This is a genomic window from Mitsuaria sp. RG (genome assembly GCF_028369275.1).
Lineage (GTDB): Bacteria > Pseudomonadota > Gammaproteobacteria > Pseudomonadales > Pseudomonadaceae > Aquipseudomonas > Aquipseudomonas peradeniyensis.
Map to the genome: position 1 here is coordinate 1 of NZ_JAQMYQ010000070.1, position 22933 is coordinate 22933.

A 22933-nucleotide genomic window follows, 5' to 3' on the forward strand; every position below is an offset into this window, starting at 1 on the left:
ATCCATGGCCGTCACCTCCCTCCGCAAGAACTCCGCTCGGCCTCCTGAAGTCGCAATTGGCGGCGCCTGAACTATCGCGCACTTAGAAGCAAGATCAAAGATCAAGATCAAGATCAAGATCAAGATCAAAATAACTACTGCTGCTGTGCGTACATTGATGTAGCAATTCGCTCTTCACCGGAGATTTCAACGAAAGGGCCGTCGAGAGTGAAAGAACCTTATGGCGATATAGGATCACTCGCCGGGAATGTTTCATCCAGCGCGTTATCGACATTACTCTCCTTCGGCCGGGTCATCTCACCACATTTGCAATCGGCCATACGACAAGGCTCCCCATCGCGATGCCCCGTCGCACAGGCTTCGCAGCAATAGGCCTTGCCATCCTGGACCACGGCATTGGCATCCACGGTGCAGGAACAGTGGTTGCAGGAACAGCGTTGCTCATTCATCACGGCTCTCTCCTGTCGTCATCAGACACCACCTCATCGACCCACGGCTCACCATCCAACGGCGCCGAGCGGGCCAGTTCGGCCTCGTCCAGGCCGATGCCACCACCGATCTCGTGGGCCTCCACCTGGCGCAGGGTCTGGTCGGCAGGTCCGCTGCCTGTGCCAGGTTCATGCGGGTCTCGAGCGCCGGTTTCATCGAACAGCGTATCCGGGCTCAAATCGTCGAGGGTGACATTGTCCTCGTGCAGGCTGTCGCCCAGGGTCTCGCCACCGGTCATGCCGCTTTCGGCGACGCGCCGGGACGGGTAGTCCTCGGCGATCTCGCGCGCCGGACGCTCGTCGCCGACACGCCCCTGGCGCTCATCGCGGCGCTCGCTGAAATCCAGCTCGTGGACGCTGCCCATGCGGTCCTCGGTGTCGTCTATATCAACCTGTGGTCTTGGGTCATCGGGTCTAGGCATGAACGTTCTCCGTCAGTGGGCTTCACACGGTCGACTGCCCCCACCAAGCAATGATTCAGAGTTTCTTCACAGGCACCGCCCCGCGCTTTTTTTGAACTCCGCGCCGCACCGCCGCCTCCCAATCCTGAGACCCCGCGAACCGTCCCGGAGCCCGCCATGGCCAAGCCCCTGCAGGAGTACCAGCGCAAGCGCGATTTCAACGCCACGCCCGAGCCGGCTGGCAAGCGCGCCAGGCCACGCTCGGCCCACGCGCTGCAGTACTGCATCCAGAAGCACGATGCCAGCCACCTGCATTACGACTTTCGCCTGGAACTCGACGGCACCCTCAAGAGCTGGGCGATCCCCAAGGGGCCCTCGCTCGACCCCAAGGTCCGGCGCCTGGCGGTGCACGTGGAAGATCACCCACTGGACTACGCCAACTTCGAAGGACACATTCCCGAAGGCCATTACGGCGCCGGTGAGGTGATCGTCTGGGACCGGGGTGTCTGGGAGCCCGAGGGCGATCCGCATGAAACCTATGCCAAGGGCAAGCTGCGCTTTCGCCTGCAAGGCGAGAAGCTGTCGGGAATCTGGAACCTGTTCCGCACCCACCTGGCCGGCAAGAAAGAGCAGTGGATGCTGGTCAAATCCCATGACGGACAGGCGCGCAGCGAATCCGACTACCGCATCGTCGAGGCCCTGCCGGACAGTGTGCTGAGCGACCGCACCCTGCCACCGCGGCGCCCGACCAAGGCAACCGCTTCCACGCGCAAGCGCAAGGCCGGTCGCAAAGCCCTGCCGGCGCTGCTCCAGCCACAACTGGCGACGTTGCTTGACTCACCTCCCAGCGGCGACTGGCGTTACGAAGTCAAGTTCGATGGCTACCGGATCCTGGCGCGCATCGACGGTGACGACGTACGCCTGTTTACCCGCAATGGCCACGACTGGAGTGCGAAGATGCCTCGTCAGGTCAAGGCGCTCAAGGCACTGGGGGTCGACACGGCGTGGCTGGACGGCGAGATGGTGGTGGTCGACGACAACGGCGTGGCCGATTTCCAGGCGTTGCAGAACGCCTTCGACTCCGAGCACGACGAACGCATCACCTATTACCTGTTCGACCTGCCCTGGCTGGGCGGCGAGGATCTGCGCGAACTGCCGCTACAGGCCCGTCGCGCCACCCTGGCCAAGCTGCTGGAAGACAACGCTTCGCCGCTGCTCAGGTATTCCACCGATTTCAACGAGCCGGTTGACTCGCTGCTCGACAGCGCCTGTCGGCTGGAACTCGAGGGGCTGATCGGCAAGCGTGCCGACAGCCCCTACGTCGGCCGGCGCAGCAGCGACTGGATCAAGCTCAAGTGCAAGCAGCGCCAGGAATTCGTGATCGTCGGCTATACCGACCCCAAGGGCAGCCGCCACGGCTTTGGCGCCCTGCTGCTGGCCCTGCACGACCATGACAGCGGCCAGCTGCGCTACGCCGGCAAGGTCGGCACCGGCTTCAGCGCCGCCACCCTGGACAGCATCCTCACCCGACTGAAACCGCTGCAGACCGCCAAGCCGCCCTTGGCCAGCCCTCCCACCGGAGCCGAAGCCCGCGGCGTGCACTGGCTCAAACCGCAACTGCTGGCGGAAGTCGCCTACGCCCAGATGACCCGCGAAGGCATCGTCCGCCATTCGGTGTTCCACGGTCTGCGCGACGACAAACCCGCCACCGCCATCGACCTGGAGCGAGCGATGCCCGCCAAGCACGCAGCACAACCCGAGGGCCTGGGCACCCTGCGCCTGACCCACCCCGACCGCGTGGTCGACGCAACCACCGGGGCCACCAAGCGCCAGGTCGCACAGTACTACGCCCAGGTCGCCGACTGGCTGCTGCCGCAGCTCAAGGATCGGCCCGTGGCCCTGGTCCGGGCACCGGATGGCCTGGGCGGCGAGCTGTTCTTCCAGAAGAACGCCGGCCAGCTGCACATCCCCCAAGTGCTCAGCTACAGCAAGGCCCAGGCCGGCCAGGCGGCCATGGTGCTCAACCGCGCCGACAGCCTGCTGGGCGCGGTGCAGATGAACACCCTCGAACTGCACACCTGGAATGCCACCACCAAGGACTTCGACAAGCCCGACCGCTTCGTACTCGACCTCGACCCTGATCCCGCACTGCCTTGGAAGGCCATGCTCGAGGCCACCCAACTGACTCTCACCCTGCTCGATGAGCTGGGCCTGAAGGTGTTCCTCAAGACCAGCGGCGGCAAGGGCATGCACCTCGTCGTGCCGTTGACCCGGCGCGCCGGTTGGGACGAGGTGAAGGACTTCAGCCACGCCTTGGTCGAGCACATGGCCGGCCTGTTCCCCGATCGCCTCAGCGCCGTGTCCGGGCCAAAGAACCGGGTCGGGCGGATCTTCATCGACTACCTGCGCAACGGCAAGGGCGCCACCACCGTGGCCGCCTACTCGCTGCGCGCCCGCGAGGGATTGCCAGTGTCGGTGCCGATCTGGCGCGAGGAACTGACTCAGCTTAAAGGCGCCAACCAATGGAACATCGGCAACCTGCAGGCCCGGCTTGCCGAGGTGGACGATCCGTGGGCCGACATGGCCAGGACCCGTCAGTCGATCACCGTGCGCATGCGCAAGCAACTGGGGATTGCCTGATGGAATCGACCCACTTTGATCAGCTGCTACACCGGCTCGCTGCTCGTTCGCAGCCCCTAGAACTCGAACCCTTGCTGCCGGAACTGCTGCAAGCTCTGCAGCGCGAACACCTCGACCTGCTCCCCTTGCCGGGCCAGGGGCAGACCCTGGAGCGCTGGCGGGCCCTGGCGCGGGTCGCCGCTTGCGATCTCAGCCTGGCCAAACTCTACGAAGGCCATACCGACGCCTTGGCGATCCTTGCCGAGTGCGGCGCCGCTCATCATGCCGGTGAAGGGACCTGGGGCGTGTGGGCTGCCGAACCGCCGGATGCCCGCACCCTCATCGTCGAACGGAACGGCGAGCAGGTTCGCCTGCAAGGCCGCAAGGCCTGGTGTTCGGGGGCGTTACAGATCGACCGTGCGCTGCTGACCGCCTGGCAAGACGACCAGCCTCAACTGGTGGCCATCGAGCTGCGCCATCCCAGCCAGCGCATCCAGGCCGACCACTGGCAGGCCGTCGGCATGGCCGCCACCACCAGTGTCGCCATCGCGTTGGACGACTCGCCGGGGTTGGCCATCGGCAAGCCCGGCCAGTACCTGTCCCGTCCGGGCTTCTGGCACGGCGGCGCGGGCATCGCCGCGTGCTGGTACGGCGCCGCCGAAGCCTTGGCGGACTACCTGCGCGAACACTGCCGCAAACCCCGGCCCGACCCGCACGCCGATGCCCACCTGGGCGCGGTCGATGCCGCCTTGTTCGGGGCCCGTGCCGCCCTGCGCGAATGCGCCGCCTGGATCGACCGGCACCCTCACGACGATGCCAGTTTCGAGGTGCGCCGCACCCGCGCCCAGGTCGAGCAGGCGGTCGAGTTGGTCATCCAGCATGTCGGCCGGGCGCTGGGCGCCACACCGTTCTGTTGCAGCAGCCATTTTGCCCGGCTCAGCGCCGACCTGCCGGTATACCTGCGGCAAAGTCACGCAGAACGCGACCTGGCCGAGCTGGGGCGGCAACTGACCGACATGCCTGCAGGAGCATGGCAACTATGAGCCAGAATCTGATTCAGACCGCTGACGGCACGCCATGGAGCGCCTGGCAGCAATCCGCGCACCTGGCCCGGGCCACCTGGCTGACACCCGACCGACTGTGCCCGCCCGGCAGACGGCTAGTGCTGCTGGCGCCGCACCCGGACGACGAAATCCTCATGGCCGGCGGCCTGTTGGCCAGCTTCCACGGCCGGGAACAGGACCTGGTGCTGATTTCCGCCACCAACGGCGAGGCCAGCCATCCGCATTCCAGCCAGTGGACCGAGCACCGCCTGCGCCATCAGCGCCCCCTTGAGAGCCGCCATGCCCTGCACAAGCTGGAGCTGGACCTCAACCGCGTCGATTGGCGACGACTCAATCTCAAGGACGGCGCCCTGCCACGCGACGAGGCTTTCCTGGTCACGCACCTGGAACAGTTGCTCCAACCCGACGACCTGCTGCTGACCACCTGGCGTGGCGATGGGCACTGCGATCATGAAGCCGCCGGCCGCGCCTGCGCCCGAGCGGCCCAGTCGCGCCGCGCGCAGTTGGCCGAAGTACCCGTGTGGGCCTGGCACTGGGCCGTTCCCGACGATCCGCGCCTGCCTTGGCCCCAGGCATATCGCCTCCAGCTCGACGAAACGCGCCTGGCGCGCAAGCGCGAGGCCCTGGCCGCCCATGCCAGCCAGTTGCAGCCCGATGGCGATCGTCCGCCGGTACTGCCCGAACAGCTGCAGGCCTGCCTGCTGCAACCCTTCGAACTGGTCTTCCTGTCAATGGAGTCGCCATGAGCCTCGACGCGCAGTACTTCGCCGACCTGTATGCCGGCAACGATGACCCGTGGGCCTTTCGCACCCGCTGGTACGAACGACGCAAGCGCGACCTGGCCCTGGCCAGCCTGCCGCGCCAGTGCTACGCGCGCGTGTTCGAGCCGGCCTGCGCCAACGGCGAATTGAGCGTCCTGCTGGCCGGGCGCTGCGCCGACCTGCTGTGCCAGGACATCGACGCCACCGCCGTGGCCCTGGCCCGCCAGCGGCTGGCAAGCGTGAGCCATGCCCGCGTCGAACAGGGACACCTGCCGGGCGATTGGCCGGGCGGGCAGTTCGACCTGATCGTGCTCAGCGAGATCGGCTACTACCTGGACCCCACCGAGTGGCTGCAGGTGATCGAGCAATCGGTGGCCAGCCTGAGCCATGACGGCGGCCTGCTGGCCTGCCATTGGCGCCATCCCATCGCCGGTTGCCCGCAGGATGGCCGTGAGGTCCATGCCCTGCTGGCCCGACACCTGCCGCTGTACCCGTTGCTGCGCCACGAGGAGGCGGATTTCCTGCTCGAGTACTGGTCGTGCCAGCCCAGCGTCGTGGACCTGGACGAGACCTGCCCATGATCGCCGTCATCATTCCGGCCCACAACGAGGCCCGCCGCCTCGGGCACTGCCTGGCCGCCGTCAAGCTGGCGGTGGCGCGGGCCGAGGCGGCGGGCCTGGTGGTCGAGGTGCTGGTGGTGCTCGATCGCTGCGTCGACGCCAGCGCGCGCATCGCTCGTCGTCATGGCGTGCACACCCTGGAACTGCAGGCCGGCAACGTCGGCTTCGCCCGGCGCCTGGGCGCGGCCTGGATGATCGATCGCGGCGCCCAGTGGCTGGCTTTTACCGATGCCGACAGCCGCGTGCCTGGGCACTGGCTGGTGTCGCAACTGCAATGGCATGCCGACGCGGTCTGCGGCACGGTGCACATCGAGCGCTGGCAGCCCTGGCACGGCGCCGCCCTGCGCCAGTTGTACCTTAGCCGTTACCAGGCCCGGGACGGGCATCGGCATATTCACGGCGCCAACCTGGGCGTCTGCACCAAGGCCTATGAGCGCGTCGGCGGATTCCAGCCGTTGCCGGCCCACGAAGATGTGCAACTGGTGCTGGCCCTCGAGGCCAGTGGCGCGCAGATCGTCTGGACGGCGGCGCACAGCGTGGCCACCAGCAGTCGCCGGGACAGCCGCGCTCGCCAGGGCTTCGGGGACTACCTGAATGGACTGGAAGGGCAACTGCCGTAACCTCTGCGCAACCGCTATGACGCTTTGCGCGGTCGCTTGGTCGCCGGTTTCTTCGCCCTGGCCTTGCCACCCAGGCTGCGCTTGAGCAGCTCGGTAAGGTCGATGATGTCCGCGCCCTTCTCCGCCGGCGCGCCCTCGCTTTTGTCCACGGTCTCGATCTTGCCCTTGCTGGCCTTCTCTTCCACCAGGTCGAGGATGGTCTGGCGAAAGGCATCATGGTACTCGTCGGGCGTCCATGGCCCGCTCATGTCTTGCACCAGCTTCCTGGCCATGTCCAGTTCGCGCTTGTCCAGCTTGCTGTTGGTCACACTCTTGTCCAGTTCCAGCGACTCCAGGCCGCGCACCTCCTCGGGCCAGCGCAGGGTGATCATCACCAGCGCGTCCTCCAGGGGGCGCAGTAGCGCCAGGTGCTGGCGGGTGTGCAGCACCACGGTGGCCAGGGCGACCTTGCCGGTGCTGTGCAAGGTCTCGCGCAGCAAGGCGTAGACCTTGCCGCCGCGGCGGTCAGGGCTCAGGTAGTAAGGCGTGTCGAACTGTTGCAGCGGGATCTCCCCGGCATCGATGAAGGAAAAGATCTCGATGGTCTGAGTCGCCTCGGGCCGGGCCTTGCGAATCTCCTCCTCGCTGATCACCACATAGCGGCCCTTCTCGTACTCCACACCCTTGACGATGTGCGCCTTGTCGATCTCCTTGCCGGTCACCTTGTTCACCCGCTTGTAGCCCACCGGCTCCATGCTGCGTTTGTCGAGCCAGTCGAAGTCGACGCGTTCGGTACGCACGGCGGTGTTGAGGGCGACGGGTATATGCACGAGGCCGAAGCTGATCGCACCTTTCCAGATTGCCCGGGGCATGGTCGGCTCCTACGCGTCGAACGGTTGGCCGGGCTGGCTGTAGCGCAACGCGCCGCAGCGCTCGCAGCACTGGCAGTCAAGCCCGGCGATTTCCCGGACCAGCAGGCTGCGCCATTGGCAGCCACGCAACAGGCAGACGAGTTTCATCAGCCACCTCCTTGGCCCGCATGTAGGGGCTCATACAAGGAATGACTGCACAGCATGTCAAAGGTTTACTCGATGTTTTCGGCCGATCCAAGTCGGGATATGCGCGGTACCAGGCGAACCCGGCACCGCGTGCCCTTCACTTACGAGCGGCCACCCTTGCGGCCGGACTCGGTCTGGCGGTTGTCGCCACTGCTCTGGCCGCCCTTGCGACCGGCTTCGGATGCTTTTTCGCGGTCGTTGGCGAAATTGCCCGGGTTCTTCGATCCACCCTGGCTGCCGGTCTTGTTGCTGTCCTGGCGACCGGTCATGTTGCTGTCTTTATTGGCCATGGTTGCAAAACCTCATGTGGCTGGGGGATGCACGGCTGCATGCCGTACATGGTTGGGAGTACGGCGATAAGGAGGGATTCGGATTATTCCGGGGTGATCGGACCGGTGGCGCTAAACATGCCGATGCCCTGTATCTGGGACGCAAGCGGACGCTGCCATGGTTGACCCCTTCACGCACTCTGGCATAATTTGCACAACCTACCGGTCGGTAGGTTTTTTTTTGCCAACGGATTTTCCAGTCATGCCTGCTTCCAACCTGCGCTTCGCCGCCTCCCTCGCCCTGATCGGCGCCCTCGGCCCTTCGGCCATCGACATGTACCTGGCCAGCCTGCCGGAAATGGCCCGCGACTTCGCCACCGGCTATACCCAGGTGCAGCTGACCCTGACCGTGTTCCTGCTGGCGATGGGCGCCGGCCAGCTGCTGTTCGGCCCCGTGGTGGATGCCCTGGGTCGTCGTCGTCCATTGCTCGCGGGCCTGATGGTGTTCTGCCTGGCCTCCCTCGGCGCCGCCGCCGCGCCATCGCTGGACACATTGCTGCTGGCACGCCTGGTCCAGGGCCTGGCCAGCGCGCTGACGCTGGTGGTGATCATGAGCATGGTGCGCGACAGCGCCGACGGCGCGCGGGCGGCGCAGATCTTCGCCCTGCTGATGACCATCGAAGGCCTGGCGCCGATCCTCGCCCCGGCGCTGGGCGGGGTGATCGACGCGGCCTACGGCTGGCGGGCGATCATGCTGGTGCTGGCCGGTCTGGGCCTGCTGACCCTGCTCAACTCGATGCTGACACTCGACGAGACCCTGCCTGTGGCGCAGCGGGTACGCCTGGCGCCGACCAGCGTATGGCGCACCTATGCGCGCATCGCCGCCGACGGCGCGTTCCTGCGCCCTGCCCTGGCGTTGTCGGCGGTGTTCTTCTTCCTGTTCGCCTACATCGCCGGTTCCGCCTACGTGTACCAGCAGCATTTCGGTCTCTCCAGCGCCCACTTCGGCCTGCTGTTCGGGGGCTGTGGCGTGGCCATCCTGCTCGGCGCGGCGCTTTCCGGCTACTGGGTGACGCGCCACGGCGTGGCTCGCGTGGCCTGGTGGGGCGCGCTGTGCATGGGCGGCGGCGCGCTGCTGACGGTACTTGCCGGGCTGAGCGACGCGGACCTGGTGCTGCTGCTGGCGGGCGTGGTACTGGCGCTGTTCGGCTTAGGCATTTGCGAGGCCACCTTGATGGCCCTGGCGATGTCGTCGCAACAACGTGACGTCGGCTCCACCGCAGCGTTGCTCGGCGCCCTGCAACTGGTGATCTCGTCCAGTGCCACACCGTTGGCCGGGCACCTGGCAACGCTGGGGCCGCTGGCCTGGGCCTGGCTGCTGGCGGCCGCTGCCCTGGTCATCGTCGGTTTGACCCGCGCCGCCGTGGCAAAGACAATCAGCGCCTCGCCCTACCCCAGCGCCAATCCGGAGTGACCGCCTTGAAAGCCCTGACCCCTTCCGCCGCGCGCATCTGCGACCATGCTGTCGAGCACTTTGCCGAACATGGCTACGACGGCTCGTCGCTGAACGAGATCGCCGCCCTGGCGGGCATGCGCAAGGCGTCGCTGTATGCCCACTTCGCCAACAAGGACGCGTTGTTCGTGCGCGCCTTCGAACGGGCGCTGGCGGACGAGACCGCCTACGTCGAGGCAGGGTTCGGCCATGAGGCGGCGGGCCGCGAGGCGCCGGGGCACTGGCACCCGCTGCACCTGGCCGAGCGCTACGCCGCCTCGGCCAACCTGCGCTTCGTGCTGCGCACGGCGTTCCTGCCGCCGGCGCCGATCCGTGCGATCGTCACCGGCGGCTTCGAGGCCTACCTGGAGCAGATCCGCCTGGGCTTCTGCCAAGCGCTGCGCGAGCGCCACGCCTGGGCTCGCAGCGATGGCAACAAGCTGGAGCTGTATGGCGATGCGTACCTGGGGATCATCGACAGCCTGCATGTGGAGCTGCTGTATGCGAACCCGGCGGTGTATGCGCGGCGGGCGGCTTCGTTGCTGAAGATTCTCGATGATTCGCTGTATCTGTGCGCAACCCCTGTAGGAGCGGCCTTGCGCCGCGAAAGGGGCGCGTAGCGGCCCCAGGATTTCAGCGTTGACGCATCAATCGACGGGGCTGCTACGCAGCCCTTTCGCGGCACAAGGCCGCTCCTACAGGGATTGCGCACGGCATCAGGGCCTGACCTTCTTCAACTCGTTCAACAACCCCATCAACTGCTCCAGCTTGTCCTCGCCGAACTGGCGCTGGATCTCCTGGTAATTGCGCTCCATCTCCTCGCTCATGGCCAGGAACGCCTGCTGCCCGCGCACGGTCAGGCTGATGAAGATCCGCCGCTGGTCCTCCGGCGACTTGCGCCGGCCCACCAGGCCGTCGCGCTCCAGGCGCTTGAGCACGCCGCTCATGCTCGGTTTGAGGATGCAGGCCAGGTCCGCCAGCTGGTGGCTTTCCAGCTCGCCCTGCTGGCGCAGGATGCGGATCACCCGCCACTGCTGCTCGGTCAGGTCATGGGCATTGAGGGCCGGGCGGAAGAACGCCATGGTCGCTTCGCGGGCCTGCAACAGGGTCAACGTCAGGGAAGGTCTAGGAGTGGTCATCAGGATAAACGGCTGGTTTTATTAAGATATTAATAAAGTGAAAACCATTTTCACCCGTGCTGTCCAGCCCCTGTGAAAAGTACCAGCGCTCCCGGCAAACGCCTATTTTCCAGGCGCCGCCTTCGTTGCACGATCAGTTGAAGCCTGTAGCCCGGAGCTGATCGCCCCATGTCAACGCAATCCCGCCTGGCGCTGGCGATACTCCCCCGGCGTCATCTGCGCATGGCGCTGGAAGAAGCGGCTGAAATACGCCGGATCCTTGAACCCCAGCCGATAGCAGATCTCGTTGGCCGAACCGCCGGTGTACAGCAGCAATCGGCGCGCCTCCTGCATCAGCCGTTCGAACACCAGGCGCTTGGACGGCAGGTCGGCCATGCGCCGGCACACATCGTTCAGCCGCGCCTCGGTGACGCCCAGCGCCGCCGCGTAGGCCGGCAGCGTCCAGTGGTCGAGGTAGTGGCGCTCGATCAGCTCATTGAATCGATGAAACAGCTGCAGGTCCTCGTGCCGCGCAGGTGTGGCCTCCAGCGAATTGGCGCCCAGGCGCAGCAGGCTGATCATCACCAGGCGCGCCAGGTCCTGCACGGCGGTGCCCTGCCCGGCCTGGCCATGGCCGATTTCGTCGCCAAGCAGGTCGAACAGTTGCTCCAGGCGCCGCACCTCGCCGGCCGCCGCCCCCTGCAGGTGACCCAGGGCAACGCACGCCGGTTGCAGCCGCGGCCCCAGCGCCAGCCCAGGCTCGGCCTGCAGCAGTTGCCAGACCAGTTGCTGGCGCACGGTCAGCACATGGCCGTCGGCGTCGGCCTCGGTGACGAAGGCATGGGGAATGGTCGGCGGGGTGAGGAAGAACATCGGCCCGGACTCGTGGTAGCGCTGCTCGTCCAGGTACACCCGCACGCTGCCGGTCTTCACGTAGTGCACCTGGAAGAAGCGGTCGTGGCGGTGCACCGGCATGTTGCGGCCGAAGAATCCGGCCAGGTTGCCCAGGCGGTCGTAGTGCACCTCGCTGTCGCTATAGCGCTGGTCGTACACCTGACCGATGTTGATGTTGGGAATCGGCTGTCGTTCTTTCATTGTTGTTCTCGCAGCGGTGAAACGCGCCGGGGAAACCATCGTAGCACCACCGGCCAGCGGTAGACGCCTTGACGATCGTTAACATATTAAATATAACGTTAACACATTAACAAAAACACCACGAGGCGCCCCTGGTCGCCTCAATCACCGCAGGAGAAAAGCATGAGCCGTGCCTTGCACGAGGTCGCCAACGGCAGCTTGTTCGGCGTCGCCCTGAACTACCAGGGCCTGCTGCAGCAGCATCTGGCATCCTTCCATGAAGCGCCGTACCTGCAGCCGCCGGTCAAACCGGTGCTGTTCATCAAGACCCCGAACACCCGCAACGAGCATGCCCGACCGGTGACCTACCCATCGGCAGTCGAGCGCCTGCAACCCGGCCCCGCGTTGGGCGTGGTGATCGGGAAGGACGCCAGCCGCGTCAGCGTCGACGACGCCCTCGCGCATGTGGCCGGCTACACCATCGTCAACGAGTTCAGCCTGCCCGAGGACAGCTACTACCGCCCGGCGGTCAAGGCCAAGTGCCGCGACGGCTTCTGCGCCATCGGCCCGCAGCTGGTGCCGGCCGCGCAGGTCGGCAACCACGACGCGCTGGGCATCCGCCTGTGGGTCAACGGCGAGCTGCGCCAGCACAACAACACCGCCAACTGCGTGCGCGGCGTGGCCCGGCTGATCGCCGAGATCAGCGAGTTCATGACCCTGCATGCCGGCGACGTGCTGATCACCGGCACCCCCGAAGGCCGCGTCGATGTGCTGCCCGGCGACCGGGTGACGGTCGAGATCGACGGCCTTGGCCAGCTGACCAACCCCATCGTCGCCGAACAAGGACTCGCCCCATGAAGCACGCCCGTATCCAGTTCGACGGCCAGGTCCATCAGGTCACCGTCGAGGACGACCAGCAACTGCGCCTGGCCGATGGCCGCCTGGTCCATGCCGACCAGGTCACCTGGCTGCCACCGGCCACCGGCAACATGTTCGCCCTGGGCCTGAACTACGCCGACCACGCCGCCGAGCTGGCCTTCACCCCGCCCACCGAACCGCTGGCGTTCATCAAGTCGCCGGGCACCTACACCGGGCACGACCAGGTCACCTGGCGCCCGGACAACGTCAAGTACATGCACTACGAGTGCGAACTGGTGGCGGTGATCGGCAAGCCGGCGCGCAACGTCAGGCGCGAGGACGCCCTCGACTACCTGGCCGGCTACACGGTGTGCAACGACTACGCCATCCGCGACTACCTGGAGAACTACTACCGCCCCAACCTGCGGGTGAAAAACCGTGACGCCACCACCCCGGTGGGCCCGTGGATCGTCGACGTCGCCGACGTGCCGGATCCGTCGAAGCTGACGCTGCGCACCTGGATCAACGGCGAGCTGAAACAGCAAGGCAGCACCGCCGACATGATCTTCGACATCCCCTACCTGATCGAATACTTCTCCAGCTTCATGACCCTGCAGCCCGGCGACATGATCGCCACCGGCACCCCGGAAGGCCTGGCCGACGTGGTACCGGGCGACGAGGTGGTGGTGGAAGTAGAAGGCGTTGGTCGCCTGGTCAACCGAATCGTCAGCGAAGCCGAGTTCTTCGCCCGCAAAAAACACGAGGCAACAGCATGATCAAGCACTGGATCAACGGCCGCGAAGTCGAGAGCCGCGACACCTTCATCAACTACAACCCGGCCACCGGCGAAGCCATCGGCGAAGTCGCCAGCGGCGGCGCCGAGGAAGTCGCCCAGGCCGTGGCCGCGGCCAAGCAAGCCTTCCCCAAATGGGCCAACACGCCGGCCAAGGAGCGCGCCCGGCTGATGCGCCGCCTGGGTGAGCTGATCGAGCAGAACGTGCCGCAGCTGGCCGAACTGGAGACCCTGGACACCGGCCTGCCGATCCACCAGACGCGCAACGTGCTGATTCCCCGCGCCTCGCACAACTTCGACTTCTTCGCCGAGGTGTGCACGCGCATGGACGGCCACACCTACCCGGTGGACGACCAGATGCTCAACTACACCCTCTACCAGCCGGTGGGCGTGTGCGGGCTGGTGTCGCCCTGGAACGTGCCGTTCATGACCGCCACCTGGAAGACCGCGCCATGCCTGGCCCTGGGCAACACCGCGGTGCTGAAGATGAGCGAACTGTCGCCGCTGACCGCCAACGAGCTGGGCCGCCTGGCGGTCGAGGCTGGCATCCCCAATGGCGTACTCAATGTGATCCAGGGCTACGGCGCCACCGCCGGCGATGCCCTGGTGCGCCACCCGGACGTGCGCGCCATCTCCTTCACCGGCGGCACCGCCACCGGCCGCAAGATCATGCAGACGGCGGGCCTGAAGAAGTACTCGATGGAGCTGGGCGGCAAGTCGCCGGTGCTGATCTTCGAAGACGCCGACCTGGACCGTGCCCTGGACGCCGCGCTGTTCACCATTTTCTCGCTCAACGGCGAGCGCTGCACCGCCGGCAGCCGGATCTTCATCCAGGAGAGCGTATACCCGCAGTTCGTCGCCGAGTTCGCCGCCCGCGCCAGGCGCCTGATCGTCGGCGACCCGACCGATCCGCAGACCCAGGTCGGCTCGATGATCACCCAGCAGCACTACGACAAGGTCACCGGCTACATCCGCATCGGCCTCGAGGAAGGCGCACGCTTGGTGGCCGGCGGCCTGGAGCGTCCGGCCGGGCTGCCGGCGCACCTGGCCAAGGGGCAGTTCATCCAGCCGACGGTGTTCGCCGACGTGAACAACTCGATGCGCATCGCCCAGGAAGAGATCTTCGGCCCGGTGGTCTGCCTGATCCCGTTCAAGGACGAGGCCGAGGCGCTGCAACTGGCCAACGACACCGAATACGGCCTGGCTTCGTACATCTGGACCCAGGACATCGGCAAGGCCCACCGCCTGGCCCGTGGCATCGAAGCGGGCATGGTGTTCATCAACAGCCAGAACGTGCGCGACCTGCGCCAGCCGTTCGGTGGGGTGAAAGGCTCGGGTACCGGGCGCGAAGGTGGGCAATACAGCTTCGAGGTCTTCGCCGAGATCAAGAACGTGTGTATATCCATGGGTAGCCATCACATTCCGCGCTGGGGAGTGTAACGCTTCCAATCGCCGGGGCTGCCTTGCAGCCCTTCGCGGGTAAACCCGCTCCCACAGGAACAGCGCTGAACCTGTGGGAGCGGGTTTACCCGCGAATCGAGGGCGCAGCCCTCGCCATGGACACCAAGAACAACAACCTTCAACAGGAGACATACCATGGGCAAACTCGCTCTCGCCGCCAAGATCACCCATGTTCCCTCGATGTACCTGTCCGAACTGCCCGGCCCGCGCCAGGGCTTTCGCCAGGCGGCCATCGACGGCCACCACGAGATCGGCCGGCGCTGCCGTGAACTGGGCGTGGACACCATCGTCGTGTTCGACACCCACTGGCTGGTCAACGCCAACTACCACATCAACTGCGCCGCGCATTTCGAAGGCCTGTACACCAGCAACGAACTGCCCCACTTCATCGCCAACATGGACTACGGCTTCCCCGGCAACCCCGAGCTGGGGCGGATCCTTGCCGAGGAATGCAACCGCCTGGGCGTGGAGACCATGGCCCACGACGCCACCACCCTGGCCCCGGAGTACGGCACCCTGGTGCCGATGCGCTACATGAACGCCGACCGCCACTTCAAGGTGATCTCGGTCTCGGCCCTGTGCACCTCGCACTATCTCAATGACAGCGCGCGCCTGGGCTGGGCCATGCGCAAGGCGGTCGAGGACCACTACGACGGCACCGTGGCCTTCCTCGCCAGTGGCTCGCTGTCGCACCGCTTCGCCCAGAACGGCCAGGCCCCGGACTTTGCCACCAAGGTCTGGAGCCCGTTCCTGGAGACCCTCGACCACCGCGTGGTGCGCATGTGGCAGGACGGCGACTGGGCCGACTTCTGCGCGATGCTGCCCGAGTACGCAGTCAAGGGCCACGGCGAAGGCTTCATGCACGACACCGCCATGCTGCTCGGCGCCCTGGGCTGGTCCCAGTACGACGCCAAGGCCGAGGTGGTGACGCCGTACTTCGGCTCCTCCGGCACCGGCCAGATCAACGCGATCTTCCCGGTCACCCCGCAGGACGGCAGCGCGATCCCCGCCGCCCAGGCCTCGAACCCGGCCGGCGTCACCGCCACCAGCCGCCTGTAAGGAGTACCGTCATGCCTCATCTGGTCCTGCTCTACAGCCCGGACATCGAAGCCGACGCCGATATGCCCGGCCTGTGCCGCGCCCTGGCCGACTGCATGCTCGCCCAGCGCGACGAACATGATCGCCAGGTGTTCCCCACCGGCGGCACCCGCGTGCTGGCCTACCCGGCCGCCCACGCGGCGATCGCCGATGGTCGTGGCGACTACAGCTTCGTCTACGCCAACCTGCGCATGGGCAGCGGTCGCAGCGCCACAGTGCACCAGCAGGTCGGCGATGGGCTGCTGGCGGTGCTGCGTCGGCAGTTGGACGCGCTGCTGGAACGTCGCCCGGTCGGGCTGACCCTGCAGATCGATGAAAGCCAGGCGCAGGTGTACGACGCCAAGCACAGCAGCCTGCATCCCCTGTTCACCCGTCAGCCCTGAGGTCTCCATGCTCGACGCCCGCATCATCCAGCAAGCCGCCGCCCGCCTCGACCAGGCCGAACGCACCCGCGAACAGGTCGGCCAGTTCTCCCTGGAACACCCCTCGATCAGCATCGAGGACGCCTACGCCATCCAGCGTGCCTGGGTGGCGCAGAAGATCAAGGACGGCCGCAAGCTGGTCGGCCACAAGATCGGCCTGACTTCCCGGGCCATGCAGGTCTCCTCGAACATTACCGAGCCGGACTATGGCGCGCTGCTCGACGACATGCTGTTCGACGAAGGCAGCGACATTCCCTTCGAGCGCTTTATCGTGCCCCGGGTCGAGGTGGAGCTGGCGTTCATCCTCGGCAAGCCGCTCAAGGGGCCGAACGTGACCCTGTTCGACGTGCTCGACGCCACCGAGTGGGTGATTCCGGCCCTGGAGATCATCGATGCGCGCATCCAGCAGGTCGACCCGCTCAGCGGTGCCACCCGCAAGGTGTTCGACACCATCTCCGACAACGCTGCCAACGCCGGCGTGGTCATGGGCGGTCGCGCCGTGCGCCCGGGCGACGTCGACCTGCGCAAGGTGCCGGCGGTGCTGTACCGCAACGGCGTGATCGAGGAGTCCGGCGTGTCGGCGGCGGTGCTCAACCACCCGGCCAAGGGCGTGGCCTGGCTGGCCAACAAGCTGGCGCCATACGACGTGGGCCTCGAAGCCGGCCAGATCATTCTTGGCGGCTCCTTCACCCGCCCGGTGGCCGCCCGTCCTGGCGACACCTTCCACGTCGACTACGATCAACTCGGTTCGATCGCCTGCCGATTCGTCTGACGCCTGCCCAGACAGCAGAGATTCCCGTGGGAGCGGGTTCACCCGCGAAAGCATCATCAGCATCACCATCGCATTCGCGGGTGAACCCGCTCCCACAGTGTACCTGCGACCCCACACGCTCAACGAGGACCGCCCATGGACATGCCCATCAACACCTTCAAACAACGCCTGCGCGCAGGCCAGGCGCAGATCGGCCTGTGGCTCGGCCTGGCCGACCCGTACTGCGCGGAGCTGGCGGCCAATGCCGGCTTCGACTGGCTGCTGCTCGACGGCGAGCACGCGCCCAACGACCTGCGCAGCCTGCTCGGCCAGTTGCAGGCGGTGGCGCCCTACCCGGCCCAACCCATCGTGCGCCCGGTGATCGGCGACACCGCGCTGATCAAGCAATTGCTGGATATCGGCGCGCAGACCCTGCTGGTGCCCATGGTCGAAAGCGCCGAGCAGGCACGCCAGCTGGTACGGGCGATGCACTACCCGCCCCACGGCGTGCGCGGCGTCGGCAGCGCTCTGGCACGAGCGTCGCGCTGGAACAGCCTGCCCGACTACCTGGACCAGGCCGACGAACAGATGTGCCTGCTGGTGCAGGTGGAGAACCGCGAAGGCCTGGCCAACCTCGACGCGATCTGCGCCGTCGAAGGCGTCGATGGCGTGTTCATCGGCCCCGCCGACCTCAGCGCCGCCATGGGCCACCGGGGCAACCCGGGGCATCCCGAAGTGCAGGCGGCCATCGACGACGCCATCGTGCGCATCGGCCGTGCCGGCAAGGCGGCGGGGATCCTCAGCGCCGACGAGGCGCTGGCGCGCCGTTACATCGAACTGGGCGCGGCGTTCGTCGCGGTCGGGGTCGACACCACGGTGCTGATGCGCGGCTTGCAGACGTTGGCGGGCAAGTTCAAGGACGGGGCCGCTGCCAGCGCCCACGGCGGTGTCTACTAGTCCGGCCTGGTAGCGCGTAAGCTCGATGTTGGGAGCACACTGGCCCCTGCGACAGTGCCATGCTAGCCTCCGCGCGCCCCGTCCTGCGGGGTCGCAACAACATCGAATCAAGGAGTCAGGCAATGGACCTGCAGTTTCTGGGCACCTCTTCCGGTGTGCCCACCAAGGCCCGCAACGTCAGTGCGACCGCAGTCATCGAATCCTCAGGCACCGGCTGGTACCTGGTCGATTGCGGCGAAGGTACCCAACACCAGTTGCTGCACAGCCCGCTGTCGGTGCGCGACCTGCGCGCCATCCTCATCACCCATGTGCACGGCGACCACTGCTTCGGCTTGCCGGGGCTGCTGGCCAGTGCCGGCATGTCGGGGCGCAAGGAACCCTTACAGCTGGTGCTGCCGGCCGAGCTTCAGGCCTGGGTGCGCCAGAGCCTGGCGGTCAGCGACACCTACCTGCCCTTCGAGCTGCAGATGCAGCCGGTCGAGACCTTCACCGGGCTGGAACATGGCAATGTGCAGATCGGCGTGGTCGAGCTGTCGCATCGGGTGCCGTCCTACGGTTTCGTATTCGAGGAGCGTGACCCAGAGCCACGGCTGGACACCCAGCGCCTGCAGGCCGACGGCATCCCCGCCGGGCCGTTGTGGGGGCAACTGGCCCGTGGCAGGACTGTCGAGCACGAGGGACGCCAGCTCGACCCGGAGGCCTACCTGCAACCGACGCGCCCGGCGCAGCGGATCATCGTCTGTGGCGACAACGACCGCCCGGAGCTGTTGAGCACGCTGGCGGCGAACGTGGATGTGCTGGTCCATGAGGCGACCTTCACCCAGCCGGTGGTCGAGCGTGCCCAGGCGACCTTCGGCCACAGCACCGCCGCCGCAGTGGCGCGCTTCGCCGAAACGGCGGGGGTGAAGAATTTGGTGCTGACGCACTTCAGTGCCCGCTACCAGTCGGGCGGCGGGCGTGGTGGCTCCATCGAGGAGGTACGCGAAGAGGCGCAGGCGCACTACAACGGGCACCTGACCCTGGCCCGGGACCTGCAGCGTTATCGGCTTGGCCGTGATGGGGTGTTGGTAGAGGTGGAGTAACACCCCGGACGGGGACCTTTCGTGGGAGCGGGCTTGCCCCGCGATGAGGCCTGTCCAGGCACCTTCATTGCCTGATCGGACGCTATCGCGGGGCAAGCCCGCTCCCACGAATGCCCGCACAACGCTGGTGATGCCTGGGCGATTCCTGCGGCCTCAATGCGCCGGATGCTGCTCCGCGCTGGCCGCAAGACAGTAGCGATCCCGCCCCTGGCGCTTGGCTTCATAAAGCGCCGCATCCGCAGCCGCCATCAGGTTCTCCGGGGTCACCGTCTCCAGCGTCGGCGCGCCCACCGCAATACCGGCACTGGCCGAGACGTGTCCCAGCGGGCTGCCGGCATGCTCGATGGCCAGCCGGCGCAACAGCTGCAGGATCTCCTGGACGATCTGGCTGGCGCCCTGGCCATCGGTATCGGGCAACAACAGGGTGAACTCCTCGCCGCCATAACGCACCGCCAGGTCCCCGGGGCGCTTCAGGGCCTGGCGCAACAGCTCGGCGAAACGCCGCAGGCACTGGTCGCCCGCCGGGTGGCCGTAGCGGTCGTTGTAGGCCTTGAAGTAGTCCAGGTCGAGCATCACCAGGGCCAGCGGCCGGCCCTGGCGCCGTGCCCGGCGGATCTCCGGCTCGAACACCGCGTCCAGGCGTCGGCGGTTGCCCAAACCGGTCAGGCTGTCGCTCAGGGCCAGCGCCTTTAGGGTCTGGTGGGCCTGGTGCAGTGCGCGCTCGATGGCGATGCGCTCGCGCAACTGGCGCAGGACGATCCAGCCGAAGCCGGCCAGGCCGACCAGCAGCAGGACCAGCACGGCCAGTGACTTGATCATGTCATGCCGCCAGGGCCCTACGATCGACTCGCGGGACAAGCCCGCCTGTACCACCAGCGGGTAGCTGGACAGCGCACGGAACGCATACAACCGGGTGGTGCCATCAACCACCGCCACCGCTTCGGTCACGCCTTCGCTGGCGTAGGGCAGGTAAAGACGGAAGATCTCGCTGCCCGCCAGGCTGCGGCCAATGACCTGCTCGACGAACGGCCGGCGCACGAGGATGGTACCGTCGCGTTTGGCCAGCACCAGGGCGCCACGTTCATCGATCTTGAAATCACCGTAGTAACGCACGAACCAGTCGACCTTGATGGTGCCCAGCAGCACCCCGGCGAAGCGGCCATCGGGCAGGTCCAGGCGCCGCGAGATGGGGATGATCAGGTCGCCCGTGGAACGGCTGCGCACCACCGAGCCGATACGCACCTGGTGACCGGCGTGGGTCTGGTGGTAGATGAAATAGTCGCGGTCGGCGTTGTTGGCACCCGGCGGCACGGCGTCCTTGTCGGTGACGATCCAGCTGCCATCGGCGCCGTAGACGAACAGGCCGTGCAACTGCGGCATGATTTTCACCTGCTGCTTGAGCAGGGCGTGCAGGCGCGGTCGATCGACATGGGCGAAGCCATCGCCTTCCAGGCGCTCGGCCAGGACGGCGGTGATCGCGTCCACCTGGCGGATGGCGTCCTCGGCGTGCTGGGCGGTGGCCCTGGCCAGGTTGGTGACCGCGTTCTCGGCGTCGCTGAACGCCTGCCGGTACTCGCGCCAGATCCGCCAGCCCTCGATCAGCACGAACGCCAGCATCACCACCGCCATGAAACCCAGCACCAGGCGGAACAACGACACGGCGCGGCCCTCGCCGGTCACCGCGAAGACGCTGTCATCAGTGTGTTTCCTGGCTGCTGCCATCAAAGTCCCTTGTCGTCACGCACTGGCCGCCCATCACTATAGTTCAGCCAGGACACTGTCTATCTCCTGTAGGAGCGGCCTTGTGTCGCGAAAGGGCCGTGCAACGGCCCCAGGATGTCAGCATTAAGCAAAGATTGCCGGGGCCGCTTTGCGGCCCTTTCGCGACACAAGGCCGCTCCTACAAGGCACCATTCGACTCTATGACCCAAGCTGTTCTACGATCGCCTCCATCAGCGCCCGCACCCGCCTCGGCTGCACCCGGGTCGGCGGATAGACGATCTGCAGCGCCACCTGCCCGGCGCTGAAGTCTCCCAGCACCTCCACCAGCCTGCCACTGTCCAGGTCATCGCGTACATCGCGCAGCGACTTCAGGCACAGGCCATGCCCGGCCAGGGCCCAGCGCCGCACCTGCTCGCCGTTGTTGGCGACCCGCCGGCCGCGCACGCTGACCGGATAGGCCGCCGAGCCCAGGCGAAACGGCCAGACTCGCTCGGTGTGGATGCCGAAGCGCATGACGATGCAGTCGTGCCGCGCCAGGTCGTCCGGGTGCAGTGGTGTGCCGTGCCGGCCCAGGTAATCGGGCGCGGCGCACACCACCCGGCGGTTGTCACCCAGGGGCCGGGCGCGCAGGGAGCTGTCGGCCAATGTGCCGTAGCGGACGGCGAAGTCGATGCCCTGCCCGACAAGGTCGACGTAGCCATCGGTCAGGTCCAGGTCGATCGACACTTCGGGGTGTTCGGCAAGGAAGCGGTCGAGCAGCGGCGCGATGCAGTGCTGGCCGAGGTCCACCGGGGCGCTCAGGCGCACCAGCCCGGAGATCTTCTGCTGGCCGTGGCGCAGCTGGCTCTGCAGCTCGTCGGCCTCGGCCAGCAAGCGCCGGGCGCCGTCGGCCAGCAGCCGACCGGCGTCGGTCAGGCTGAGCGAGCGGGTGCTGCGGGTCAGCAGCGTCACCCCGTAATGCGCCTCCAGCGCCGACAGGCGCTCGGACACCGTGGCCGGTGACAACCCGCGCTCACGGCCCGCCGCCGACAGGCTGCCCTTTTCGATGATGGTGAGGAACAACGCCAGTTGATCCAGCATGGCTTTCGACTTTTCCGAAATATGATTTTGTCTTTCGGCTGATTATTAGCGATTTCCTCGCTAATTACACTGCCCGGCATCGAAACCCACGCACTCAGGAGCGAACCGATGACCAGCAGAAGAGACTTCATGAAAGGCACCCTTGCCGGCGGCATCGCCGTGGCGGCGGGCGCGGCACTGGCGAGCGAGCCAGGCAGCACCAACGGGACGACGCCAGGTAGCGGCGATGGCAAGGCGTTCTGGCCCAACGGCGCGCAACTGGTGATATCGGTGTCGTTGCAGTTCGAATCGGGTGGGCAGCCGGAGCATGCCGAAAGCCCCTTCCCGCCCCTGGACCCACGCTACCCCGACACCATCGCCCCCAGCTGGTACCGCTACGGCCCGCTGGAAGGCGTGCCGCGCCTGCTCGCGCTGTTCGACCGGCACGGCATCAAGGTTACTTCGCACATGGTCGGCAAGGCCGTGGAAGCTTACCCGGAGCTGGCGGCCGAGGTGGTCCGGCGTGGTCACGAAGCCGCCGGTCACGGCCTGCACTGGGCGCCCCAGTACAGCCTGACGCCCGCCGAGGAGCGCCGCCAGTACCAGCAGGCCAGCGGCATAATCGAACGCGTCACCGGGCAACGTCCGCTGGGTTTCAACGCGTTCTGGATGCGCCACTCCCGCGAGACCCTGAATATCCTCCAGGACCTGGGTTTCCTCTACCACATCGACGACCTGGCCCGTGACGAGCCGTCGATCACCCCGGTGCGCGGCAAGCCGTTCGCCGTGGTGCCCTACACCCTGCGCAACAACGACATCGGCCGCATCGCCGGGTCCACGGCGATGACTGGCGCGGCCTTGCTGCAGGAGCTCAAGGACGAGTTCGACGTGCTGTACGCCGAAGGCCGCCAGCGCCGCCGGCTGATGTCACTGTCGGCCCATGACCGCATCGGCGGCACGCCCACCGTGGTACGGGCGCTGGACCAGTTCTTCGCCTATGCCCGCAGCCATGCCGGGGTGGCGTTCATGCGCAAGGACGACATCGCCCGCTGGACCCTGGCCCAGGGCGATGCGCCGATCAATCCGCCGCGGGTGTTCAGCTGATCGCAGACCAGACCCAACCTGTAGGAGCGGCCTTGTGCCGCGAAAGGGCTGCGCAGCAGCCCC

25 protein-coding genes are annotated in these 22933 nt (G+C 66.7%); 16 read left to right on the forward strand and 9 right to left on the reverse strand.

The genetic code is table 11. The annotated features are described in order from the left end of the window. Positions 1–218: 218 nt before the first annotated feature. Positions 219–449 carry a metallothionein gene (locus POF53_RS24645; RefSeq protein WP_203646671.1) on the reverse strand — a complete coding sequence of 77 codons (231 nt, stop codon included), beginning with the start codon at positions 447–449 and terminating at the stop codon, positions 219–221. Continuing rightward, complete coding sequence (locus tag POF53_RS24650; RefSeq protein WP_498969871.1) at positions 449–910, reverse strand: hypothetical protein; 462 nt, start codon at positions 908–910, stop codon at positions 449–451. Before POF53_RS24650 ends, POF53_RS24645 begins: the two co-directional genes overlap by 1 nt. A 156-nt stretch (positions 911–1066) precedes the next feature. Here POF53_RS24650 and ligD point away from each other — a divergent pair, with 156 nt between their 5' ends. From ligD to POF53_RS24675, 5 genes are read left to right on the forward strand one after another with little or no spacing between them, the layout of a single operon-like run. Further along, complete coding sequence (ligD, locus tag POF53_RS24655) at positions 1067–3529, forward strand: DNA ligase D (RefSeq protein ID WP_498969873.1); 2463 nt, start codon at positions 1067–1069, stop codon at positions 3527–3529. Beyond that, entirely contained in the window at positions 3529–4551 is a 1023-nt protein-coding gene (locus POF53_RS24660) for an acyl-CoA dehydrogenase family protein (protein ID WP_498969875.1), read from the forward strand. Before ligD ends, POF53_RS24660 begins: the two co-directional genes overlap by 1 nt. Further along, on the forward strand, positions 4548–5318 hold the full coding sequence (locus tag POF53_RS24665) for a PIG-L deacetylase family protein (RefSeq protein WP_203646674.1): 771 nt from the start codon (positions 4548–4550) through the stop codon (positions 5316–5318). The genes POF53_RS24660 and POF53_RS24665 overlap by 4 nt, the downstream gene beginning before the upstream one ends. Continuing rightward, positions 5315–5914 carry a class I SAM-dependent methyltransferase gene (locus POF53_RS24670; RefSeq protein ID WP_498969877.1) on the forward strand — a complete coding sequence of 200 codons (600 nt, stop codon included), beginning with the start codon at positions 5315–5317 and terminating at the stop codon, positions 5912–5914. Before POF53_RS24665 ends, POF53_RS24670 begins: the two co-directional genes overlap by 4 nt. Continuing rightward, positions 5911–6573, forward strand: coding sequence for a glycosyltransferase (locus POF53_RS24675; RefSeq protein ID WP_498969879.1), 663 nt, complete (start codon positions 5911–5913; stop codon positions 6571–6573). Before POF53_RS24670 ends, POF53_RS24675 begins: the two co-directional genes overlap by 4 nt. A gap of 14 nt (positions 6574–6587) precedes the next feature. Here POF53_RS24675 and ku read toward each other — a convergent pair whose 3' ends face one another. The 3 genes from ku to POF53_RS24690 all read right to left on the reverse strand — a co-directional run bounded on the left by ku (position 6588) and on the right by POF53_RS24690 (position 7900). Then, positions 6588–7424 (reverse strand): non-homologous end joining protein Ku, encoded by an 837-nt coding sequence (gene ku / locus POF53_RS24680; protein WP_254463569.1) that lies wholly within the window; start codon positions 7422–7424, stop codon positions 6588–6590. A gap of 9 nt (positions 7425–7433) precedes the next feature. Next, positions 7434–7571 carry a PSPA7_2676 family Cys-rich small protein gene (locus tag POF53_RS24685; RefSeq protein WP_203646679.1) on the reverse strand — a complete coding sequence of 46 codons (138 nt, stop codon included), beginning with the start codon at positions 7569–7571 and terminating at the stop codon, positions 7434–7436. Positions 7572–7711: 140 nt separating this feature from the next. Continuing rightward, positions 7712–7900 carry a con-10 family general stress protein gene (locus POF53_RS24690; protein WP_203646680.1) on the reverse strand — a complete coding sequence of 63 codons (189 nt, stop codon included), beginning with the start codon at positions 7898–7900 and terminating at the stop codon, positions 7712–7714. A 241-nt stretch (positions 7901–8141) separates the two neighbouring features. Here POF53_RS24690 and POF53_RS24695 point away from each other — a divergent pair, with 241 nt between their 5' ends. Both POF53_RS24695 and POF53_RS24700 read left to right on the forward strand, forming a co-directional pair. Continuing rightward, a complete protein-coding gene (locus POF53_RS24695; RefSeq protein WP_203646682.1) occupies positions 8142–9353 on the forward strand; it encodes a multidrug effflux MFS transporter in 1212 nt (403 codons plus the stop codon). After that, positions 9350–9991 (forward strand): TetR/AcrR family transcriptional regulator, encoded by a 642-nt coding sequence (locus tag POF53_RS24700; RefSeq protein WP_498969882.1) that lies wholly within the window; start codon positions 9350–9352, stop codon positions 9989–9991. Before POF53_RS24695 ends, POF53_RS24700 begins: the two co-directional genes overlap by 4 nt. A 96-nt stretch (positions 9992–10087) precedes the next feature. Here the strand turns inward: POF53_RS24700 and hpaR are convergent, their stop codons facing one another. After that, positions 10088–10510, reverse strand: a complete 423-nt coding sequence (hpaR, locus tag POF53_RS24705; protein WP_203646685.1) for a homoprotocatechuate degradation operon regulator HpaR — start codon at positions 10508–10510, stop codon at positions 10088–10090. Between the two features lie 171 nt (positions 10511–10681). Continuing rightward, the gene (hpaA, locus tag POF53_RS24710; protein ID WP_028688922.1) at positions 10682–11584 is read right to left on the reverse strand and encodes a 4-hydroxyphenylacetate catabolism regulatory protein HpaA; all 903 of its coding nucleotides are present in this window, start codon (positions 11582–11584) and stop codon (positions 10682–10684) included. A gap of 162 nt (positions 11585–11746) precedes the next feature. Here hpaA and POF53_RS24715 point away from each other — a divergent pair, with 162 nt between their 5' ends. The 8 genes from POF53_RS24715 (at position 11747) to POF53_RS24750 (ending at position 18985) form a co-directional block, all read left to right on the forward strand. Continuing rightward, the gene (locus POF53_RS24715; RefSeq protein ID WP_498969885.1) at positions 11747–12421 is read left to right on the forward strand and encodes a fumarylacetoacetate hydrolase family protein; all 675 of its coding nucleotides are present in this window, start codon (positions 11747–11749) and stop codon (positions 12419–12421) included. Beyond that, complete coding sequence (locus POF53_RS24720; protein WP_232855108.1) at positions 12418–13197, forward strand: fumarylacetoacetate hydrolase family protein; 780 nt, start codon at positions 12418–12420, stop codon at positions 13195–13197. Before POF53_RS24715 ends, POF53_RS24720 begins: the two co-directional genes overlap by 4 nt. Then, complete coding sequence (hpaE, locus tag POF53_RS24725; protein ID WP_203646701.1) at positions 13194–14654, forward strand: 5-carboxymethyl-2-hydroxymuconate semialdehyde dehydrogenase; 1461 nt, start codon at positions 13194–13196, stop codon at positions 14652–14654. The genes POF53_RS24720 and hpaE overlap by 4 nt, the downstream gene beginning before the upstream one ends. 156 nt (positions 14655–14810) lie before the next feature. After that, positions 14811–15734 carry a 3,4-dihydroxyphenylacetate 2,3-dioxygenase gene (gene hpaD / locus POF53_RS24730; RefSeq protein WP_203646703.1) on the forward strand — a complete coding sequence of 308 codons (924 nt, stop codon included), beginning with the start codon at positions 14811–14813 and terminating at the stop codon, positions 15732–15734. A gap of 11 nt (positions 15735–15745) precedes the next feature. Continuing rightward, the gene (locus tag POF53_RS24735) at positions 15746–16156 is read left to right on the forward strand and encodes a 5-carboxymethyl-2-hydroxymuconate isomerase (protein WP_498969889.1); all 411 of its coding nucleotides are present in this window, start codon (positions 15746–15748) and stop codon (positions 16154–16156) included. A gap of 7 nt (positions 16157–16163) precedes the next feature. Beyond that, positions 16164–16967 carry a 2-oxo-hept-4-ene-1,7-dioate hydratase gene (gene hpaH, locus POF53_RS24740; RefSeq protein WP_203646706.1) on the forward strand — a complete coding sequence of 268 codons (804 nt, stop codon included), beginning with the start codon at positions 16164–16166 and terminating at the stop codon, positions 16965–16967. A gap of 135 nt (positions 16968–17102) precedes the next feature. Continuing rightward, positions 17103–17903 (forward strand): 4-hydroxy-2-oxoheptanedioate aldolase, encoded by an 801-nt coding sequence (gene hpaI / locus POF53_RS24745; protein ID WP_498969891.1) that lies wholly within the window; start codon positions 17103–17105, stop codon positions 17901–17903. Positions 17904–18025: 122 nt separating this feature from the next. After that, complete coding sequence (locus POF53_RS24750; RefSeq protein ID WP_498969893.1) at positions 18026–18985, forward strand: ribonuclease Z; 960 nt, start codon at positions 18026–18028, stop codon at positions 18983–18985. Positions 18986–19138: 153 nt separating this feature from the next. On the opposite strand, the gene POF53_RS24755 is transcribed toward POF53_RS24750, so the two are convergent. Continuing rightward, complete coding sequence (locus POF53_RS24755; RefSeq protein ID WP_254463559.1) at positions 19139–20707, reverse strand: sensor domain-containing diguanylate cyclase; 1569 nt, start codon at positions 20705–20707, stop codon at positions 19139–19141. 198 nt (positions 20708–20905) lie between these two features. Beyond that, positions 20906–21787 carry a LysR family transcriptional regulator gene (locus POF53_RS24760; protein WP_498969894.1) on the reverse strand — a complete coding sequence of 294 codons (882 nt, stop codon included), beginning with the start codon at positions 21785–21787 and terminating at the stop codon, positions 20906–20908. Positions 21788–21895: 108 nt separating this feature from the next. Here POF53_RS24760 and POF53_RS24765 point away from each other — a divergent pair, with 108 nt between their 5' ends. After that, positions 21896–22870, forward strand: a complete 975-nt coding sequence (locus POF53_RS24765; RefSeq protein ID WP_232855115.1) for a polysaccharide deacetylase family protein — start codon at positions 21896–21898, stop codon at positions 22868–22870. Positions 22871–22933: the final 63 nt, after the last annotated feature.